Annotated in this window: 18 protein-coding genes; 9 read left to right on the forward strand and 9 right to left on the reverse strand. The window is 62.2% G+C overall.

Going from position 1 to position 19,808, the window contains the following annotated elements:
* Positions 1-148 precede the first annotated feature (148 nt).
* A complete protein-coding gene (locus tag CH268_RS26800; RefSeq protein WP_255182516.1) occupies positions 149-652 on the forward strand; it encodes a hypothetical protein in 504 nt (167 codons plus the stop codon).
* A gap of 1 nt (position 653) precedes the next feature.
* On the opposite strand, the gene CH268_RS26805 is transcribed toward CH268_RS26800, so the two are convergent.
* Both CH268_RS26805 and CH268_RS26810 read right to left on the reverse strand, forming a co-directional pair.
* Positions 654-2,045 (reverse strand): outer membrane protein assembly factor BamB family protein, encoded by a 1,392-nt coding sequence (locus tag CH268_RS26805; RefSeq protein ID WP_094666368.1) that lies wholly within the window; start codon positions 2,043-2,045, stop codon positions 654-656.
* Positions 2,042-3,262 (reverse strand): hypothetical protein, encoded by a 1,221-nt coding sequence (locus CH268_RS26810; RefSeq protein WP_094666369.1) that lies wholly within the window; start codon positions 3,260-3,262, stop codon positions 2,042-2,044. Before CH268_RS26810 ends, CH268_RS26805 begins: the two co-directional genes overlap by 4 nt.
* A gap of 132 nt (positions 3,263-3,394) precedes the next feature.
* Between CH268_RS26810 and CH268_RS26815 the strand changes: the two genes are divergently transcribed.
* On the forward strand, positions 3,395-4,606 hold the full coding sequence (locus tag CH268_RS26815; protein ID WP_094666370.1) for a Fic family protein: 1,212 nt from the start codon (positions 3,395-3,397) through the stop codon (positions 4,604-4,606).
* A gap of 18 nt (positions 4,607-4,624) precedes the next feature.
* On the opposite strand, the gene CH268_RS26820 is transcribed toward CH268_RS26815, so the two are convergent.
* Complete coding sequence (locus CH268_RS26820; RefSeq protein WP_094666371.1) at positions 4,625-5,869, reverse strand: TetR family transcriptional regulator C-terminal domain-containing protein; 1,245 nt, start codon at positions 5,867-5,869, stop codon at positions 4,625-4,627.
* Between the two features lie 174 nt (positions 5,870-6,043).
* Between CH268_RS26820 and CH268_RS26825 the strand changes: the two genes are divergently transcribed.
* Positions 6,044-6,304, forward strand: coding sequence for a LuxR C-terminal-related transcriptional regulator (locus CH268_RS26825; protein ID WP_027497717.1), 261 nt, complete (start codon positions 6,044-6,046; stop codon positions 6,302-6,304).
* Positions 6,305-6,307: 3 nt separating this feature from the next.
* Here CH268_RS26825 and CH268_RS26830 read toward each other — a convergent pair whose 3' ends face one another.
* Complete coding sequence (locus CH268_RS26830; RefSeq protein WP_094666372.1) at positions 6,308-6,961, reverse strand: DedA family protein; 654 nt, start codon at positions 6,959-6,961, stop codon at positions 6,308-6,310.
* Between the two features lie 360 nt (positions 6,962-7,321).
* On the opposite strand from CH268_RS26830, the gene CH268_RS26835 reads away from it, so the two are divergent.
* The 4 genes from CH268_RS26835 to CH268_RS26850 all read left to right on the forward strand — a co-directional run bounded on the left by CH268_RS26835 (position 7,322) and on the right by CH268_RS26850 (position 9,938).
* Positions 7,322-8,071 (forward strand): superoxide dismutase, encoded by a 750-nt coding sequence (locus CH268_RS26835; protein ID WP_255182517.1) that lies wholly within the window; start codon positions 7,322-7,324, stop codon positions 8,069-8,071.
* A gap of 137 nt (positions 8,072-8,208) precedes the next feature.
* Positions 8,209-8,898 carry a DUF998 domain-containing protein gene (locus CH268_RS26840; protein WP_255182518.1) on the forward strand — a complete coding sequence of 230 codons (690 nt, stop codon included), beginning with the start codon at positions 8,209-8,211 and terminating at the stop codon, positions 8,896-8,898.
* A gap of 73 nt (positions 8,899-8,971) precedes the next feature.
* A complete protein-coding gene (locus tag CH268_RS26845; RefSeq protein ID WP_255182519.1) occupies positions 8,972-9,529 on the forward strand; it encodes a DUF3558 domain-containing protein in 558 nt (185 codons plus the stop codon).
* Positions 9,530-9,542: 13 nt separating this feature from the next.
* On the forward strand, positions 9,543-9,938 hold the full coding sequence (locus CH268_RS26850) for a hypothetical protein (protein WP_094666376.1): 396 nt from the start codon (positions 9,543-9,545) through the stop codon (positions 9,936-9,938).
* Between the two features lie 60 nt (positions 9,939-9,998).
* Here CH268_RS26850 and CH268_RS26855 read toward each other — a convergent pair whose 3' ends face one another.
* Positions 9,999-11,372: a dicarboxylate/amino acid:cation symporter gene (locus CH268_RS26855; protein WP_027497711.1), complete on the reverse strand. Its 1,374-nt coding sequence runs from the start codon at positions 11,370-11,372 to the stop codon at positions 9,999-10,001.
* 314 nt (positions 11,373-11,686) lie between these two features.
* Here CH268_RS26855 and CH268_RS26860 point away from each other — a divergent pair, with 314 nt between their 5' ends.
* Together CH268_RS26860 and CH268_RS26865 are read left to right on the forward strand one after the other, a co-directional pair.
* Positions 11,687-12,364 carry a SanA/YdcF family protein gene (locus CH268_RS26860; protein WP_094666377.1) on the forward strand — a complete coding sequence of 226 codons (678 nt, stop codon included), beginning with the start codon at positions 11,687-11,689 and terminating at the stop codon, positions 12,362-12,364.
* Positions 12,365-12,554: 190 nt separating this feature from the next.
* Positions 12,555-14,150 carry an ABC-F family ATP-binding cassette domain-containing protein gene (locus tag CH268_RS26865; RefSeq protein WP_176458070.1) on the forward strand — a complete coding sequence of 532 codons (1,596 nt, stop codon included), beginning with the start codon at positions 12,555-12,557 and terminating at the stop codon, positions 14,148-14,150.
* Between the two features lie 9 nt (positions 14,151-14,159).
* Here the strand turns inward: CH268_RS26865 and CH268_RS26870 are convergent, their stop codons facing one another.
* The 4 genes from CH268_RS26870 to CH268_RS26885 all read right to left on the reverse strand — a co-directional run bounded on the left by CH268_RS26870 (position 14,160) and on the right by CH268_RS26885 (position 19,786).
* Positions 14,160-15,776 (reverse strand): AMP-binding protein, encoded by a 1,617-nt coding sequence (locus CH268_RS26870; protein WP_048319965.1) that lies wholly within the window; start codon positions 15,774-15,776, stop codon positions 14,160-14,162.
* Between the two features lie 20 nt (positions 15,777-15,796).
* Positions 15,797-16,489: a DUF2786 domain-containing protein gene (locus tag CH268_RS28050; protein ID WP_176458071.1), complete on the reverse strand. Its 693-nt coding sequence runs from the start codon at positions 16,487-16,489 to the stop codon at positions 15,797-15,799.
* A 714-nt stretch (positions 16,490-17,203) separates the two neighbouring features.
* The gene (locus tag CH268_RS26880; RefSeq protein ID WP_094666408.1) at positions 17,204-18,013 is read right to left on the reverse strand and encodes a hypothetical protein; all 810 of its coding nucleotides are present in this window, start codon (positions 18,011-18,013) and stop codon (positions 17,204-17,206) included.
* Positions 18,014-18,187: 174 nt separating this feature from the next.
* A complete protein-coding gene (locus CH268_RS26885; RefSeq protein ID WP_094666379.1) occupies positions 18,188-19,786 on the reverse strand; it encodes an FAD-dependent oxidoreductase in 1,599 nt (532 codons plus the stop codon).
* Positions 19,787-19,808 lie beyond the last annotated feature (22 nt).

Raw genomic sequence — 19,808 nt, forward strand, 5'->3', positions numbered from 1 at the left:
ATGAGCACCCCAGGGCCGAAAAAGAGGTGACCCGGGCATCGAACCCGAGCCACCCCTTTACAACGTCGAACTACCGCTCACACAAAATGCAACAGCCCCTCTGTGGCACTCAACCACACCACTGCCGAAGGCATTAATGTAGAGCGGGATGAAGTACTCGCGCGTTGCACTGTCGCTGACAACTCTTGTATTCATCGGTGCCCTCATGTGGGTCGCCGTGACTGCAGGTGACGTGTTACCTGCACACTTCACCGGCTCCGGAAGGGTCGACCGCGTGGAGTCCAAGTCATCGTTTCTGCTCACCACGGGTGGCATCGGGTTCGTGCTGATCGGGTTCTTCGCGAGTGTCGGGTGGTGGCTCCCCAGACTTCCGGCCCAGCTCGTGAACTTGCCGAGTCGGCGAATGCACGACTACTGGACTGCGCCCGAAAACAGGCCCACGCTCAATCGCAAAATGGCAGAGGATCTCGACTGGATGGGTGCGGCAACCGCCCTGTTGCTCGCGTGGATCGTCGGGGTGTCCGGTAGTACGGTGGGCCACTCGGTCAGCGTCTGGGTTCTCGCGGTACCGACGGTGCTGTACCTGCTGGCTATTCTGGGATACGTGGTGTTCATCATCAAAGGTGGCCGGTACCGCGTTCCGAAGGACTGAGTCAGGGAAGTGGTTGCAACATGGCCAGTTTCGAGCCTGACTGCACCAGATAACTCCCGTCGGTGCCGTTGACGAGGATCTCGAAGCTCATCGATTCGTCGTCCGGAAACATCATCGATGTGGACGCAGTCCACGCGGTCTCACCGGTGGTGATGTCGACCGCGGACAGATCTGTGCCGGCCGAGGTCAACACCAGATCGCCATCGTGTCCGAGAACGTTGCCGTTCAGGTCGGCCTGCCACAGATGCTCGCCGTCTCGCAGATCGAGCGCTGTGGTGCCGCTGGATGACTGCAGCAACCCGACATGGCCGATGATGTACCTCAGGGTGGCGTACGTGCGGGGCTCGTTGAGTTCGTCTCCGGGAGAGTCGTACGACAAGGCGTCGTCGCGCCACAGTTGCTCACCTGTGGTGCGATCGAAGGCCGCATCGCCGAGAACGATTGGGATCGACGCGTCGGTGGGCTCGTCGATCGAAGGCTGTTGCACGACAGGACTGTCCGAACGTGCGAGGACCGTGCCGTCCAGCTGGAGGGCGACGGACCCTTTCGGCTCGGAACCCGTACCCTCGCAGTCTTGTAGCGAGGCAATGGCCAGGTCGCCCATGGTGCGTCCCACTGCTCCGAGGCAATCCTCCAGGCTGTCCGTCTTCCACAATTGCCGGCCGGTCGAGGCGTCGAACGTGGAGAAATCGCCTCCGACATCGAACGTTCCGATCTGTCCATCTACCTCAAGCGCGGTGGCGTAGTCGTCCTCCCAACCGGCCCACGCATGCAATGGAGCCGTCCAGTCGGCGCTCGGATTTTCAAGCGTTCCGCGGTGCAGGAGTACGTCGTCGTCTTCGAGGTTGCCCGATGTCGTGTAGACACGGTCGTTCGCAACGGTGACGGCGAAAAGATCAAGATCAGTAGGGTAGTTTCGCGATTCGCCGGTGACCGGATCGAAGGTGACGTAGCCCGGAGTCTCACCCCAGATGGGCTGGTGGCACACGAGTCGTCCGTCGAGCGGCTCGTCGGCGCACGCCGCCAGGTCCGGGGCCGGGGTCTTCCACAGAACTGTGCCGTCGGTGGTGTCGATTCCGACCATGACGGCCTCGTTGTTGCCGGATTCCGACGACACGACGGCCAGTGTGAGAGCTGTGTGGCCGATCACTATCGAGCCGAGACCCCAGGCATACATGGAACCGGTGCGAGGAGAGGCGAAGGTAGCTCCCTCCAACCCCATGTCCGCCGCGTCGACGGCCCACGCCAACCCGGGTGAGTCGTCCGAGGAGTCGGTGATCTTCTTGATGGTCGTCGATCGGTCCTGTGCCACAACGGCTACCGCAGCACCGACCGACAGTGTCGCGACGATCGCCGCAACGACCAATTTTGTGGTCCCGTTCCATCGCGTCATCGAAGGTCCAATCCTGCTGTGTTCGAGAGGGTTTCGAGCAGTGTCGGATCCTGCACCAGTTCAGTTGTCGACACCGTGATCTCGAGCCCTGACGGCGTGACGACGGAAACCGAGGAGCCTGGTCCGTACTCATCCGGCGACACGAGCTGGGGCTCCTCCGTTGTCGTCGAATCGGATTCGTTGTCAGGCGCGGCCCGGGCAACGCTGATCGTGAGTTGCCCGGCAGTGCTGTTCACCGTCTGACAAAGCCCCGAACTGAATTCACTGGTGTGCAACGCACCCAACGGTGGTGTCGGACCGAGCGCCGCCGCATCTGCCCGCCGGAGAGCGTCATTGAGCCTCCGGGTCTCGTCGGGGGAGAAGGAGGCCGATGAACTGTCGTCCCAACCGGCGCTGCACTCGGCGACGTTGCCTGGCGTGCCAGGAGGTACCGGAGCCGAGATTCGCAGGTTCGGATCTGTAGCAACGCGGACGAGGTCGTCGAGTGTGAGGGTGAACGCGTTTTCTTCGTCTCCTCCGGCCAGGTAGACGGATACAGTCGAGCGGTCCGAGTGGTACGCCGTGGCCATCCGCGTGTAGGTGCGAGCACCGTTGGTTTCGCTCCAGGTGTCGTCGGTATCGACCACCGTGCCGTCCGGCATTGTCCGACGTTCGTCGAGTTGGCCCGCGACGCATGCCGGCGGCTCCGCCGAATCACGCGGTCCCACACCAACGCTGAGGTACTCAGGGTTCTCGCCCCTGGACAGCTGCACCGACGCGTTCGCCGAGTCGAGAACGAAGTCCTGACCTTCCGATGTGGGAATCGGCCCGAAGTACAGTGAGTTCGACGCAGAGACGTTCGAGGGAAGTGCGGCCATCAGCGCCTCGGACATGAGATGGGCTTTGGGGCCGCTGTACCAGGGCGCGGATGGGTTGTCGTAAGACTCCTCACCAGTGCTGATCAAGCTGGAGTACGACGGTTCGGTGGGAGCCTCGACGGTGTCGCATCCGGGGATGCTCGCCGACGGATCGACCTCCGGAGTGACGTAGACGTACTCCTGTTGTGGTGGCTCGGGGGTTGGCGTCTCCGAAGTCTCTGGTAGCGAGGTTAATTCGGGCTCCTCGGCCGGGGTGGTCAATCCCGCTGCGACCACACCCAATGCCACTACCGATACGATGACGAGGGTGTTGAGCAGCGCGGAATGGCTGCGTTCTGCGGACTGCGTGTCCTCGTCCATGACCCTCGCTCCGTTCGGCACAAGTGCGACGAACGTCGCGCAATATCCATACCATTCGTTTTGCTAAGCGAGGGCTTAGCCTGGCCGCGCCATACCAAACTTTAGGATAGTAAGGTTTGGTATGGTTCATCGATGGCGGATGATCAGGCCGCGAGCCGATGGCCTGCGGTCGATTTCGAGAGCCGGCCGTGGCGTGTCGCCGATTCGTACACGTCGCGCGCCCAGAGGCGGCTGCATCAGGGTGACTATCGAGCAGCTGTACCGCCGCGTATTGCAGAGGTAGAGCTGAACCTGCCTGCGCAGCTGATCGCAGAGTCGGAGGACGCCCTCCGTGAGATCGTTCGATTCGACCAGTACGCCTCGGTGCAACTCGGTTCCTCGGTCGAGCTCGCACCGATGAGTTCGGTTCTGCTGCGAGCGGAAAGCTCAGCGTCCTCGCAGATCGAGAATCTGACCGTGGGAGCCAGGGCACTTGCACTCGCCGAATTGGGTGCGCCCACAACGCGGAACGCCTCGATCGTGTCGGCAAACGTCCGTGCGATGGAAGCAGCACTCGAGGTCGGATCATCGATCGGAGAAGCAAGCGTGCTTCAGATGCACCGATCGCTGATGGAGTCCAACGGCGATCCGTTCCCGGGGCAATGGCGAACTCAGCAAGTCTGGATCGGGGGATCGGACATAGGCCCGCACCGTGCCACTTTCGTTCCACCGCACCACGACCGGCTTCCGGGTGCACTTGCCGACCTGTTCGAGTTCGCAGCTCGTTCGGACTTGCCCGTCATCCCGCATATCGCCGTCACGCATGCGCAATTCGAAACGCTTCACCCGTTCACGGACGGAAACGGGCGAACGGGCCGAGCCATAGTCCACGCGATGCTGCGGAGGGCAGAAGTGACGGAGCGAGTGACGGTTCCACTGTCTGCTGGGCTCCTCACGGACACCGCAGGCTACTTCCGAAGTCTGGATGCCTACCGCGCCGGGGATGTCGAGGCGATCGTGCGAAGCCTCACCGCTGCCACGTTCCACGCCGTCGAAGGTGGGCGGCGATTGGTAGACGAGCTGTCCGACGTCAGAACCGAGTACACCGATCGCGTCGTCGCACGCAGCGACTCGGTTGTGTGGAAACTACTCGACGCGCTGGTGGCGCAACCGGTCGTCGACAACGCCTACGTACGAAACACTTTCGCCGTCAGCGAGATTGCGGCTCAGCGGGCAATCGACAAGCTGATCGAGGTGGGAATTTTGCACCAGACGTCGAAGGGGCGACGAAACAGGGTGTGGCAGGCCGAGGAGATACTTGCCGCTCTCGACGACTTCGCGGACGGCATCCGGCGGGTCCGATAACACGCACTCGGTCGATGCTCAGTGCACACCGAGACCGTCGAGGAGGAGGTCAGCGACGAAGTTCGCGTTGTCCTGCGGGCTGTTCTGTCGTCGTGTGAAGCATCGCATCAGCAGCGTATTGGTGATGCCTGCTGCGAGATCGACTGGGCTCGAGCTCTTTCGGAACACCCCGCTGTCCTGACCCCGCGCGATGACCGGCCCGATGATTGCCGGCAGGTTGAGTTTCTCCTTGATCGAGATCAACCCCTCCGGCTCGCCGTACGTGTCGTGTGCGACGGCGACGAGGAGAGCGTCCATGAATTCGACTTCGTCGGCGGCGAGCTGCGCGCACCGCAGCATGTGATTTCGTAGAATCGTGAGTTCATCGAGGCCCAGCAACTGGTCGTCGGCTACCGACTCGCGAAGATGATCGACCCGATTCTGCAGGGCCGCAACGATGACGGACGGCTTGGTCGGAAACAGTGTCTTGCAGGCCGTCCTCGGCACTCCTGCGATGTCGGCGACGTCGTCCATTCGCGTCATGAAGTAGCCACGCTTTCCGAACTCGTCGCGCGCAGCTGTGACGATCGCAGCGCGAGGATCGCGAGGAAGCGGGCGTTCCTCGACCGGTGAATCCATTTCTCCCACGTCATCGAGGTGCTGATGACGTCCGGACGTGTCGACGACGGCCCCGAGAAAGGCAAGCACCGCGTCGGACATCACCTCGGCCGATACGGACGGAGCGTCCGCCTGACTCCGGAGGCGAAATCCATCGATGATTGCGTTGACCGTCACTGCGAACGACCGGGCTGTGAAGGGACGGCGAAAGGCCCCACCGTCGGGATCGAACAGTGCCTCGAATGCGGCCAGTACGGCTTCGTCTCGGACGCGGTAAGCGCTGGCGAGTGTCGGAGAAGAAGGCCCGCTGAAAACGTGGTCGAGAAGTGACTCGGTGACTCTGTTCCGGTCGACGAGCGCCGGAAAGTGAAGCGCAACGAGCGCCGACACCGTCGCGCGAATCGATGCACCGCTGGCCGTCGCCTGTGTCCGAACAGTCTCGTGAACGTCGGTGGGCAGCGGCGTGCGGGACAGATGCTCGACCACCTTGTCGAGAAAGTCGGCCTTGGTGCTGAACTTCCGGAAGAACGTCGCTGTCGACGAGTCGGATGCGTGGACGACGTCCTCGACGCGCAGACCGCGTTCGAGAATCCTTCGAGGATCCGCGACCAACAATGTGACGGCCGCCTCGACGAAATGGGTGGCAGTCGCGTCGAGCTCGTTCATGGGTAACGGACTTTACCGAGGTGAGACCGACCGTGACGGTGCCGGTGACAGTACTCACTCTCGGGTGAGAGCGACCTCGGTCATCAACCGGAGTGACCCAACGGAAAGAGTGCGGTGTGATGTGCTGTGTTCGCGCCGCCGGGACAGCGGTGGTGCCCGATATCAAGGATTTTCATGACAATTCTCGACATCCGCATCCACGAAGGCTCCGATCCACGGCTCAGCGCTCGTGAAATCGAAGTGCTCACCACATGGCTGGTGTCCGACTCCAAGTCGGAGGCGTCGCGTGCGCTCTATCTGTCGATGGGAACTGTGAACACCCACTTGTCCCGGATCCGAGCCAAGTACTCCGCGGTGGGGCGCACGGCACCCACCAAAGCGGCATTGTTGGCGAGGGCTCTGCAGGACGGCTTCATCGATATCGATGATCTGTGAGGTTCACGCGACCTCGACGCGCCTCGACTTCATTTTCTTCACCACGAACCACGCGATCAGCGCCACAACGATGCCGATGACGATGTACTGGAACACGGAGGCGTAGTTCTCCACGTAGTGCCAGTTCTCGCCGAGGAAGTATCCGGCCAGCACGAAGATCGAGTTCCAGATCAGGCTGCCGAGCGTGGTGTACAACGTGAATTGCAGTACCGGCATCCGTGACACACCGGCCGGAATCGAGATGCCCGAGCGAACCACCGGGATCATGCGGCCGAAGAACACCGCCGACCGACCGTGTCTGGTGAACCAGTCCTCGGCCTTCGTCAGATCCTCGGTTCCGACGAACGGCATTTTCTCGACAATGGCGTACATCCGGTCACGTCCGAGTTTGATGCCCAGCCAGTAGAGAACCAGAGCGCCGAGCACCGATCCCGCCGTCGTCCAGAACAACGCACCGAAGAGCGTCATCCCGCCCTGAGATGCGGTGAAGCCTGCCAACGGCAAAATGATCTCGCTGGGCAGCGGCGGGAAGAAGTTCTCCGCAGCGACGGCAATACCGGCACCGGGACCGCCGATCGCCTCCATCAAATTCACCGCCCACCCGGCGATTCCGCCGAGTTCAGTGCTGGTCGCGGCAAGGGTGGAGAGCTCACTCATGACTACGACTGTACGAAACGTCTCGACCGAAAATCTGCTCACCAGGAGAAATGCCAAGAAATTGAGACATATGGAACACTTGCGAGGGTGAAACGAGCCCTCCAGGTACTGCCCGTTGTTGCCGCCGCCACACTCCTGCTGGGTGCCTGCGGGTCCTCCGATCCGGAGCCGACCCCCGCTTCCGCTCCCACTGAATCGTCAGCTCCGTCGTCGTCCGGCCCATCGAACGCCGGCGTCTACAACCTGCCGGGCACAGGAGTGTTCCCCGAAGGCATCACGGCCGCCGACGACACGTTCTACGTCACCTCCACTTCCGACGGTGCCGTGTTCCGCGGAACCGTCGGATCGCCGGATGTATCGGTGTTCCTGCCCGGCGGTGCGGACGGACGCACTGGTGCTGCGGGGATCGACACAGCTGACGACGACGACTTAATTGACCGTGCCTCGTATCTGGTCATCGCAGGCGGGGCGACCGGCAAGGTGTGGGTATACGACAGGGGCACCGGTGGCCTGGCTGCCACCTTCGCTAACGGCCTCGGTGCCGATGCGACATTCCTCAACGACGTCGCGATCGCCGACAATGGCGATGCGTACGTCACCGATTCTCGAAGTCCAGTGCTGTACCGGATTCCGTTTGAGCAGATGATGGCCGGCGTCCAAGATGGCCCGCTGGAGACATTCGCCAGTTTCGACGGCACTCCCTTCGTGTATGGCGAGGGCTTCAACGCCAACGGCATTGTCGAAAACGACAATGAATCGGCGTTGATCGTCGTGCAATCGAGTACCGGAAATCTGTATCGCATCGACAAGACTTCCAAGGAGGTCACACAGGTCGATCTCGGTGGAGCGACGCTCACGAACGGCGATGGCATGGAGATGGACGACGACACGCTGTATGTCGTCCGCAATCGCGACGGTCTGATCTCGAAGGTCGACCTCGACGATGACGGCCGGCGCGGATCCGTCACCGGCGAAATCACGGACCCATCGTTTGCCTACCCCACCACCGTTGCAGCAGTGGATGATCGACTACTGGTGGTCAACAGTCAGTTCGACAAGCGTGGGGGAGAACCGGTCGAGCCGTTCACCGTCAGCTCTGTTCCCGAGTAGAGCGGCTTCGCCGCATGTGCGCGGAAATTCGTAGCAGAGACCGAGTTTCCGCGCACAAAGATCCAAGGGGGTTCGAGCAACGGTTCGGGCAACATGGAGGTCGGACGCGACCGACGTCGTCCGAGAGAGGGGTCTTCGTGTCGATTCGTCCGGCCGAGGTCGGCACCGTGTCGATCGTGTTGGGAGCGCTGGTCGTTCTGGTTCTCGATGCCCACACTGCATGGCAGACGCCTTCGCACCTTCGGCGCACGATCAGTGAATACGGACTCGGCGCACAGCAGTGGGTGTTCTCGATCGGGGTCGTCCTGCTCGCGTTGGGTTCTGCTTTCACTCTGCTGGCCGCGGTGCGACAACGGCTCACCCGACCCACCTCGGTAGCGTCCTTGTGTCTGATGCTGTGGACTATCGGCCTTGTTGCCGTTGTCGCCGTGCCGAAGCAGGATTGGTCAAACGGCGCGTCACTGAGCCTCGGCGGGACGATCCATCGACTCGGTGCGGCCGTGGCGTTCGTCAGCATCCCCGTCGCGGTCTTCGCGTTCTCGCGGCCCTGGATTCGGCAGGGGCCATGGACTGTCCGGGCACGAACGACACTGTGGCTGAGCGTGCTGTCCGTCTGCACGCTGCTCCCGATCGCATACGCACTCGTTGTCGGTGCCGTCGGCACGCGACCCTGGTATCGGGTGGTCACCCTCGGCTACGTGGAGCGCGTGCTCGTCGTTGCCGAAGTGATCGCATTGATCTCGCTGGCCTTGTGGGTGTGGGCAGCCGAACGTAGGAGTCCTGCTTCCGTGAAGTCGCAGGAGATCGAGGCCTCGCAGCCCGTCTAGGGAACCGATCGCGCGTTGCGTGCGTCCAACCTGTCAGTGCCGTCGGCGTCGAGAGGTTGAATGAATGCGTGTGATGTCTGGACGTCGAATTGCTGTGGCGTGCAGCGCGGTGCTGTTGCTGACGGGATGCGCTGGCTCGACGAACGAAAGCCCGGTCGCGAGCGAGGACACATCCACGTCGGCGGTGACACCGGGTCCACGAGAGCCATTCGATCCATGCACTATCCCGAAATCTGCGGTGACAGCCAGCGGCTTGGACGTGAGTACGGAGCGACCCGACTTCGCAGGAATCACGACATACCCCGGTTGGAAGAACTGTGCGTGGGATGGGCCGACCGAAACGCCGTGGTACTTCTTCATCATCCAGTCCTCGATCAACTCGCTCGATCAATTCATGGGTAGTCCGCAGAACAAGAATCAGGTTCCAGTGCGCGTAGGCCCTCGCGCAGCAGTTCAGTTCAACCTCTCCGAGGACGGCAACCCGCCAGAGGGGTGCAGTATCGCGCTCGAGGCAAGCGGCAACCTCATAATCTTCATCCTTCACAAGATTGGTTCGAAAGACTTGTTGGGTGATCCCTGCGCCGAAGTCGACAAGCATTCCGAGGACCTTCAGTCCTACTTGCCGACATGAAAGGCGCGCCCCAGTGACCGACAGGACTCTAGGTCTGGCCGACAGCCTTGCCTATTGGCGATCGTTGCGCGATAAGGCAGGTGCCGGCGAACTCCAAGTCGACCCTGATGTCGCAGTGGCTTGCGACAAGGCGTGTTCTGACTACCTCGAAAAACTGGACAAGATGTTCGAAATGACCGTTGGCCTGTCGTCGCCTGAATCGTTCGGCAATCTGCCGTCAGCCCAACAACTCGGAGCCAAATTCCATCGCCTTGCTGTCGGCGAAGAAGGCTCCGCCCGCTTTGCGATCAAGCAGCAGATCGAGATCATCAAGACCATGCGCGAGTTCTTTCGACACTATTTCGCGAGTGTCGAGGCCGTGGACAGTGCCACCGCGGCAATAGTCGAAGCGCTGTCGCCACCGCGATAGACGAAAAATCCCGACGACCCAGTTGCTCGGTCGTCGGGATCGGTCGTTCGAAACGTGCTGCTAGCGAGCCAGTTCCACTTCGGCTTCCTCGTCGACGAAGGGATCGCCGTTTCGTGGAGCGTTGTAGCGCTCGAGATTCAAGATGCCTTCGCGCTTCGCGACGATGGTCGGCACCAGAGCCTGACCGGTGACATTGACCGCGGTACGGCCCATGTCGACGATCGGTTCCACTGCAAGCAGCAGGCCGACGCCGGCGAGAGGCAGTCCCAAGGTCGACAGCGTAAGAGTCAGCATCACCGTCGCGCCTGTCGTTCCTGCTGTTGCCGCTGAACCGATCACAGACACGACGATGATCAGCAGGTAGTCGGTGATGGTCAGGTCGATACCGTAGAACTGCGCGACGAACAGTGCTGCGATGGCGGGATAGATTGCAGCGCAACCGTCCATCTTCGTCGTCGCCCCGAGCGGTACCGCGAACGAGGCGTACTCACGCGGAACGCCGAGGTTGCGTTCGGTGACACGCTCGGTGAGAGGCAGAGTGCCGATCGACGATCGCGAGACGAAACCGAGCTGGGTCGCCGGCCACACGCCCGAGTAGAAGGCGCGCACCGAGAGACCATGTGCGCGAACGATCAACGGGTACACCACGAAGAACACAACAGCCAGGCCGACGTAGATCGAGACGGTGAACACCCCGAGCGAACCGATCGCGTCCCAGCCGTAGGTGGCCACAGCATTGCCGATCAGAGCAGCAGTGCCGATCGGCGCGAGGCGAATGATCCACCACAGCACCTTCTGGACAATGGCCAGCAACGAGGCGTTGAACGCGAGGAAGGGCTCGGCCTTCTTGCCGACCTTGAGTGCAGCGATACCGATGGCAGCGGCGATCACCAGCAACTGCAGGATGTTGAAGCTCAACGACGTGGTCGCGGTACCGCTCTCGGCAACCGTGGTCTTCGCGCCGAGCGCGAGGAAGTTGTTCGGCACCAAACCGGTGAGGAACGACCACCAGGATCCGACGCTGGACGGATCTCCTGCCGAGTCCGCCCCAGCGCTGGTCCGCGATCCGGGCTGGGCGACCAGACCGATGACGATGCCGATGATCACTGCAATGAACGCCGTGATGGCGAACCACCACAGCGTCTGGATTGCCAGACGCGCAGCATTCGTGACTTCACGAAGATTGGCGATGGAACTGACGATGGCCGTGAAGACCAGCGGAATGACCGCGACGGTGAGTAGTTTTACGTAGCTCGAACCGATGGTCGAGAGGGTACCGACCAACCAGTTTTCGTTGCCATCGGCCGCGTCGGGCATCGATCGAGCGATCAGCCCGAACACGACACCGAGTACGAGACCGGCAACGATTTGTGGACCGAACGCGGTTGCCCAGGTAGGGACACGGCGCGTACGGGTAGCGCTGGGCGCAGACATGGTTATGCCTTTCGAAAAGAAGAGACGCCGACAGAGGTGGGCGAGAGAATGCTCATCGGGCCGATGTGCCCGACGGAGAGGTTGCGGTCTAGAGGACCGTCAACAGGTAGCGCTGGCTTGCAGACGCAAGTCGACGTAGCGTCGAGAGGTCAGCAGCGGATTCACTGGTAAGACGGTACTCGTCCGACAATCGCCGCGACGGGCAGGGTTCTTCTGAGGGTTCACTGTGGAATCGATGAGGGTGCGCTGCGCGATCGACGGTTCCCCGATTTCGTGAGTTACGTTGAGTTCTCCGCAGCCGACGAAACGAGATCATGAGTATCAAGACGAAGCCTCGAGGACTGGTTCGGCGACTGGTACAAGCGATGTGCGCTGTTGTCGCAGCGTTGGTTGCGGTCGTTCTGGCGTCGGCCGGATGGGTTGCGTACGCGACGGCGGGCAAGGTCTACGACGTCGACGACGCACCGGACGCGCCGGTAGGGATCGTTCTCGGTGCCCAGGTGCGAGACGGCAAACCGATGCGCTTTCTCGCCGGTCGGCTCGACACCGCCATTCAGTTGATGGAGGCAGGAAAGATCAAGGCAATCCTTGTCTCCGGTGATGCAGACGGCAAGTCCGGCAACGAGATTCAGGCTATGACCGAGTACCTGATCGAGCATGGAATCGACCCTGACGTCATCGTTGGTGACGACCACGGCATCGATACCTACGACACGTGCGCCCGCGCGAAAGAGACGTTCGGCGTCGAACGTGGACTCATCATCAGTCAACCCCTTCATGTCTCCCGTGCCGTCGCACTGTGCGAGGACATGGATTTGGAGATCGACGGTGTGACTGCCGGCTGCATCGACTGCAACACGCTCGCTGTTGTGCGGAACTACGCACGAGAGTTGTTGGCACGCCCCAAAGCAGTTCTCGATCTGTGGTCAGGGCGCGACCCAGTCGTCGTGTCCCCGCCGAACGATTCACTTGCGACAATCACAGGGCGATAAGTGTGCCCGTGGGAGATCGGCTCCTCAGATTGGGAAGTATGACGCCGATCGGCGCCTGCATGTCGAGTCCGGGGAGCTGATCCGCGGCTGGTCAACTGATCGGCGACGCGGAGTGTTCGCGCAGACGCGACTACAGTGAGCGAGTCGGTTCGACGACTCAGCGAACCCCGTGCTTTACAGGAGTGGACGCTTGAGCTGGATTCGCTTGAACGACGTTGCCAAGGGATACGACCAGAAGGTGATGTTGCGTGAGGTGTTCTTCCGCCTCGCCGACGGCGATCGCATCGGTCTGATCGGCCGCAACGGCACAGGCAAGACCACTCTGCTGCAGCTTCTTCTCGGCCGAGAGACCCCGGATTCGGGGACCGTCGACGTCACCGAGGGTGCTCGCATCGGCTACTTCTCGCAGTTCTCCGAATTGGACGGCGACCGCAGCATTCAAGCGGAGCTCGAATCTCTCTTCGGTGCTGTCCACGCAATCGAGACCGAGTTGGCCGAGGTCGAGGCCGCATTGGGCGGTGACCTGGACGAGAAGGAGATGTACAAGCTCGTCGACCGCCAGGCTGAACTGCTCGACGCCATGGAGAACAGTGCTGGCTGGACCTACCACCAACAGATCGACACCGTGTTGTCGATGCTCGGATTCAACGCCGAACGACGGGAGCTGCCCGTCGATCGACTGTCCGGTGGTTGGCGCAACCGCGCGGCGTTGGCCAAGATCCTCATCGAGGCCCCGGACGTCCTGCTCCTCGACGAGCCGACGAACTTCCTCGATGTTGCCGGAATCGCGTGGCTCGAACGCTGGCTACGAGACTTCCGCGGTGCGCTACTCGTTGTCTCGCACGACCGCGCATTCCTCGAGCAGGTCGTCACCAGCATCGTCGAAATCGAGAACCATCACCTGCAGACCTATGACGGTAGCTACTCGGAATACGTGCAGCAGAAGCAGTTTCGACTCAAGAACCTCGAACGTGAGTTCAGCAACGAACAGCAGCTGCTGGCCTACGAGCAAGAAGCGATCAGTGATCGTAAGGAAGCAGTGAAGAACCCCAGCGGAGTGCTCAAACGTCGACTGGCGAACATCAAGAAGAGCAAGAGCCCCCGCCCGGTCGACACGGTGGTCACCGCAATCTACGGCGGTTTGCATGTGCACGACAACCTCGCGGAGATCACGGGAATCTCGAAAAGCTTTGGCGAACAACGACTCTTCGAGAACATCTCGTTCACCGTGCACCGCGGTGACCGTATCGCCATCACTGGGCCCAATGGATGCGGAAAGACCACGCTGGTCGACATCCTCGTCGGTGCCGAGCAACCCGACAGTGGCAAGATCAAATGGAAGACCAAGGCACCGTCCTTCATCTATTACAACCAGGTGCTCGCCGATCTCGATCTCGACGACACTGTCTCGCACTCGGTCAACGCGATGCCGGGCAGTCTCGCTCTGACGGCGACGAAGAAAGAAGTCCACCGCTTTCTCACGTTGCTGCAGTTCTCCGAGATGGATCTGAAATCGAAGATCGGCGTGCTGTCCGGAGGGCAGAAGGCACGAGTTGCATTGGCGCAGTGCCTGTTGTTCGGCGCAGGCGTCATCGTGCTCGACGAGCCCACCAACCACCTCGACCTACAGAGCACCCAGGTGCTAGAACGTGCGCTGATGGCCTTCCCCGGTGCTGTGATTCTGGTGAGCCACGACAGGTTCTTCGTCGAGAAGGTGGCATTTCGGCAGCTGTCGTTCGACGGCAAGGGCGGCGTCACCGAAATCGCCGGTGTGCAGATGGCGTGACCAGAGTTGCTATCCGTTGATCTTGGACGCGGACGTGCCCCACTCGGCGTCGCGCAACTCCTTCTTCCTGATCTTGCCCGTCGATGTCTTCGGCAGCTCGACGATGAACTCGACGTTGCGAGGAGCCTTGTACGACGCGATGGCCGATTTCACGTGCGCCACGAGCTCGGCTTCCGACACGTCCGCGCCGGCCACCAGCACTACGAACGCCTTCGGCCGCTCTCCCCATTTGTCGTCGGGCACCCCGATGACCGCAACATCCGCGACGGCAGGATGGCTCGCTAGTGCCTGTTCCACCTCGATGGTGGAGATGTTCTCGCCGCCGGAGATGACGACGTCCTTGGCGCGATCGAGTAGCTGAACGTAGCCGTCGGGATGCATCACCCCGAGGTCACCGGAATGGAACCAGCCGCCCGCGAAAGCCTGTGTCGTTCCGGCCGTGTCGTTGTAGTACCCCTTCATGACGTTGTTGCCGCGCATGACGATCTCACCCATTTCGGTGCCGTCGGGTTCGACATCGATCAAAACCCCACCGGGGCCAGGCTTGTCGCGGACCACGCGCAGACGGTCTGCGGTGAGCATGCCGACTCCTTGTCGAGCCAAGCGACGGGCCTGTTCGTCGGCGTCCAGTTCGAGCCATTCCTGCTTCGCCTCGCACACCGAATACGGACCGTAGGTTTCGGTGAGGCCGTAGACGTGTACGAGCGTTGCTCCCAATGCTCGAATCTTGGCGATGATCGTCGGGCTCGGAGGAGCTCCCGCAGTGACGATGGTCAACGGTCGATCGAGTGAATGTGCCTGTGCAGCAGTGGCGAGAGTGGTCAACACGGTCGGCGCACCGGCAAGGTGATCGACGCCGTTGTCGATGGCCGACCAGATGGCGTCGCCGCGCACTCCGCGAAGGCACACGTGGGTGCCGGACGCGGCCGTGACCGCCCACGTGGTGCACCACCCATTGCAGTGGAACATCGGCAGAGTCCACAGATAGCGGGTGTCGACCCCGAATCCCTGGTGGTGAAGTTCCCCCAGGGAATTGAGGTAAGCACCGCGGTGGGTGTACATCACGCCCTTGGGTCGACCGGTGGTGCCCGAGGTGTAGTTGATCGTGATGGTCGACGTCTCGTCGTCGACCTCCCAATCCATCGGTTCGTCCGTGCCCCGTTCGAGGAACGCGTCGTATCGCGTGGTGTGCGGCAGCCTGTCGTACGTGCCGTCCACCGAGGGGGTCTCGACGATCTCGGTGACCGAATCTGCGATGGGATCTGTTCCGAGACCGGCCAGCAGTGCCGAATCACCCACCAACAGAACCGAACCGGAGTGATCGCAGATGTACCGAACTTCGTCCGGCGAGAGCCTGGTGTTGATCGCGACCAGAACGGCACCGGCCAGTGGCACCGCGTAATGCGCGAACAGTAGCTCTGCCGAGTTCGACGCCATGTAGGCCACCCGATCGCCGTGGCCGACCCCCGACGCGCGCAGTGCATGCGCGAGCCGGGTGACGGCGGCGGCGAACTGCTCGTAGGTGAAGGTGCGCGGACCATCCTCCACGGCGATCTTGTGGGGATGAACCTCCGCAGCGCGTTCGAGAAAGCGAAGTGGTGTCAGCGGAGTATCCAGACCGGTCATGCCAGCCAATGTAGCGCGCACTACGAGGCCAGATCTGATTTGTCGATACGTTCGCGCCCACCGGTAAGGTCGGCGCGTTCGGCGGCGGCACGGCCTGCACGTCGACCCGCATGATCGCGTGCCTCGATACGCACCTCCGTTGTCGACGGATACATGGCCGTGAATGCCTTGTTCACGGCATCGCTGCGCTCGGCCAAGATCGGCAGCAAGGCGCTACCGTGATGCTCCGACGCCGCCTTTGTAGCTCGCTCCCGAGCTTCCAGCAAGCGCTGGCCGATACGGTGGGCGTACGCGATCAGAAAAGATTTTCTGAAGCTGCGACCTCGGGCTTCCGGTGATTCGGCGAGTTCGTCGAGTGCGCGAGAAGACTGCACGAGTAGCGATGTGAACAGCAGCTCGCACAAATCCAGATCGACTTCGAGCCCGACGATGTTGACCAGAGCGAATCGCTTGTACCACAGGGTTCGGGCACCATTTGCTTCGCAAACACTGTGCAGGAGAAGAGACTTGGCCTCCGAGTACGGACTGTCGACCAAGATGCGGCGGGTGGTTACGTCGCCGATCGAACCGCGCGGGTTGTCGGACTCGAGCAGCGCATGGTCGATGGCATAGCGGGTCATGAGATCTTGAGCCTTCGCCGAAAACGCGTCGGCCTCGGCTGGAAACTGGGTGGACTCCGCCTTTGCCAGTAACCCCCGGATCTTGCCCAGCATCTTGGAATCCGAGACGCCACTCTTGCGGGCCGATGACGGTGCGGGCGAGGATCGAACCGACGACCACTGCGATGGAATGGGAACCAGCTTGTCGAGTGAACCCAGTGAGGTCGTATGACCGAGGACGGTCAACACCGTGTTCCAGGAGTCGGACGTGGAGACCCGAGGTCTCGCACACCACCTTCGGAGGCGTTCGACGGACACGCCTGCGGTGGAATCGATTTTCAGATCGATCAGTTGCTCTCGCCAGGAATCGGGTGCGTTGGTGAGGGCAGAGGAACGCCCCGCATGGGTGGCGATCGCCTCCACCACGAGCATCCCGGCCGCGCCCCCGGCCATCTTTCGAGTAGCGTGCGCGAGTTCGGCCGGCTGCCAACCGATCTCGAACAACCTGTCGACAGAGAGGTCGAGTATCCGTGCTGATACGGCGTACGCAGGATCGACTTCGGGCGTGCACTCGAATTTCGCGAGACGGTCTGCAACCAGCCGAACGTACGCCTTCCACCCTGACCCTCGAGTGGCGTAGTCAAGGCCCATTTCGACGAGGCGAACCGGATCCGCGTCCGGCCGGATTTGACCGGTGCGGTGAAAATTTTGAAAGCTGTCCAGATCGATACGACTCATCGTCGTCCCCTCCACGTCCCCCGGTGTGGTCCCCGAACTTTTCGGTGAATCGCAGAGTAGGGGAGGGGTCCGACAAGTTATTCGAACATGTCAGCGAGGAGCGAGCATCAGCAGCAGTTCTTCCACCGACGGCAGGCCGGGAATCACGGGAAGGTTCGGTACAGGAGAAGCAGCGGGCGGTGCCGTCAACTCGACGCCGCCCAGCGCTGCCAGGACGTCGTCGGTCTGTGAGCGGCGCGGTCCATACGTGTTGGAAGCCACGACGAACTCGTCACCGATCGACGTGGACGCAACCACGCTCGATCCGTCGTCGGCCCATCCCCATTTGCTACCGGTCACGCCGGGTAGTTGCTGGGTGCCCCAGTCCTGCACGGTTCCGTCGTCTGCAACCGGTGCGGCGGAGTTCATCCAGCCGAGGACCGGGCTGGCGGGGTCTGTTCGCTTCTTCGCCGCCAGGAATCGCACGGTGTCGGCTGTGCTGGTGTACGAACTGCCCCAGAAACCGCCCCGCGAGGTGGAGGACAGTCCGAACTCGGTTGCCGTCGAATCGATGGCCTGGGGATATTTGTTGTCGAGTACCGAGGCGGCACCGTCGTCACTGACCTGGACCATGCGTGCGGCCAGGTCGCGATCTCGCGGCGAACCGTCTCCGAAGCGCACGACGTAGTCGGCCATGTAGAGCTTGACCGTCGACAACCCCGGGCGCGCCGAATTGTCCTCCGCGCTGCCGACGTACGTACCGGTCGGGACGTGTTCGTACGAGATCGACGTCCGTGCCGGCACATCTGCCAGGTCGCCCGGTGTGGGCAGAGCCTGCGCCGGTGCGGCGCACGCGAGCGCCATGGCAATTCCGACAAATGGGACAGCAGCTGTGGCTGTGATGCGACGCAGGCCCGGCATCTCGGTCTCCTCGAGGTGTTGGCCCGCCGCGAATCGGTGGCCGATACACCCCAATCTACCCCGATGGTCGACGCTTCAACCTCACGCCCGGACCGGATGAATGTGGCTTTGTTGCACTCAGAACGACTGACAGTCGCATTGATCCCGGCCGGGTGGGGTGTCGGAGCCGAGCGGTCAGGATCGGCGCAGTGCCAGCAATTTGTCTTTCGAGCGCCGCAGCGACCCTCGACCCGAGCTCGCCGTCCATGCGCTCGGCAGATCGATCGGATCGGTCAGGCGGCCTGCGTTGAAGTCGTCGACCAGATGTCCGACGGTCTCCTGAGCACACGATTTGTTGGTGCCGATGAAGCCCGAAGGTCCTCTCTTGATCCACCCGGTGACGTACGTACCGGTCGACGGGGATCCGCCCACTTCCTCGAGTACGCGGCCGCCGAGGTTGGGGATGATGCCGACTGCGTGATCGAACGGAATCCCTGGCAGCGCGACGCCGCGGTATCCGATGGAGGTGAGGACGAGGCCGGCGTCGATCGTTTCGATCTCGCCGGTGGCGGTGCTGCGCACCACATCGTCGGTGTCGGCGGTCAGACCCATGCGCTCGAACTCGACCCCGGTGACCCGATCCGTGCCCAGGATTCGAGTGGGGGACAGCAGATAGCGCAGTGTGATGCGCTTTCGGCCGTCGATGTGCTCGGGTGACTCGTCGACGTGCCGCAGCAGTTGCAGCTTCTGGGCGACGGCGTGAGGCAGGTCGTTGGTGCCGGCCAGTCGTACCGTCACCGGATCCAGTGCGAGCTCGCTGCGGTCGACGGTGAGATCGATATCGGGGACGGTCAGCAGTCCCGCGAATTCGGGCACGGTGAATGCGGATTGCGCCACGCCGCGCCGACCGACGACCATCACCTCTCCAATGGCACTGTGGCGCAGCGCTTCCAAGGCGTGGGGGGCGATGTCGGTCGCGGCGAGTGCGTCGGGGTCCATGGTCAGGATCCGGGCCACGTCGAGTGCGACGTTGCCGTTGCCGATGACGACCGCTCGTTCGTGTGACAGATCGAACGTGCGGTGAGCGTGATCGGGATGGCCGTTGTACCAGGCGACGAAGTCGGTCGCCGACGTGCGCCCGGGCAGTTCGGCTCCGGGGATACCGAGTTCGCGATCCGACGACGCTCCGACCGCATAGATCACGGCGTGATGGGTGTCCATCAACTCGTCGTGCGTCACGTCTTTTCCTACCTCGACGCCGAGGTGATAGGTGAATCCCTCTTGCGCCGAGATGGTTTCGAACAGCCGTGACACTTGACGCGTCTTCTGGTGGTCGGGTGCAACGCCCAGGCGTGCCAGACCGTGCGGTTGCGGAAGCCGATCGTAGACATCGACGCTGACCCCCGGCTGCGTGAGCAGCTCGTCGGCCGCGTACATCGCTGACGGTCCGGACCCGACGATCGCCACCCGGAGCGGTTGGCGATCTCTCGACACCGAGGCGGCCGGCGTGACCGGAGCCAGAATCGGCCGTGGCGGCCGCTCCTGCTTGTAGAAGTCGGCGTTGATGGTCAGGAACGGAAGTTGAGCCTCGGTCAGTTTGGCCTGGGGAACGATGGCGTCCACCGGGCAGGCCGACACACAGGCACCACAGTCGACACACGACTGCGGGTCGATGTGCAGCATTTCCGCCGTCAGGAAGTCCGGCTCGTCGGGGGTGGGGTGTATGCAGTTGACGGGGCACGCGTAGACGCATGACGCGTCGCTGCAACATGATTGGGTGACGACGTGGGGCATGTGGGGTTCCTGACGGCGGGCG

Source organism: Rhodococcus sp. 06-1460-1B (assembly GCF_002258475.1).
GTDB lineage: Bacteria > Actinomycetota > Actinomycetes > Mycobacteriales > Mycobacteriaceae > Rhodococcoides > Rhodococcoides fascians.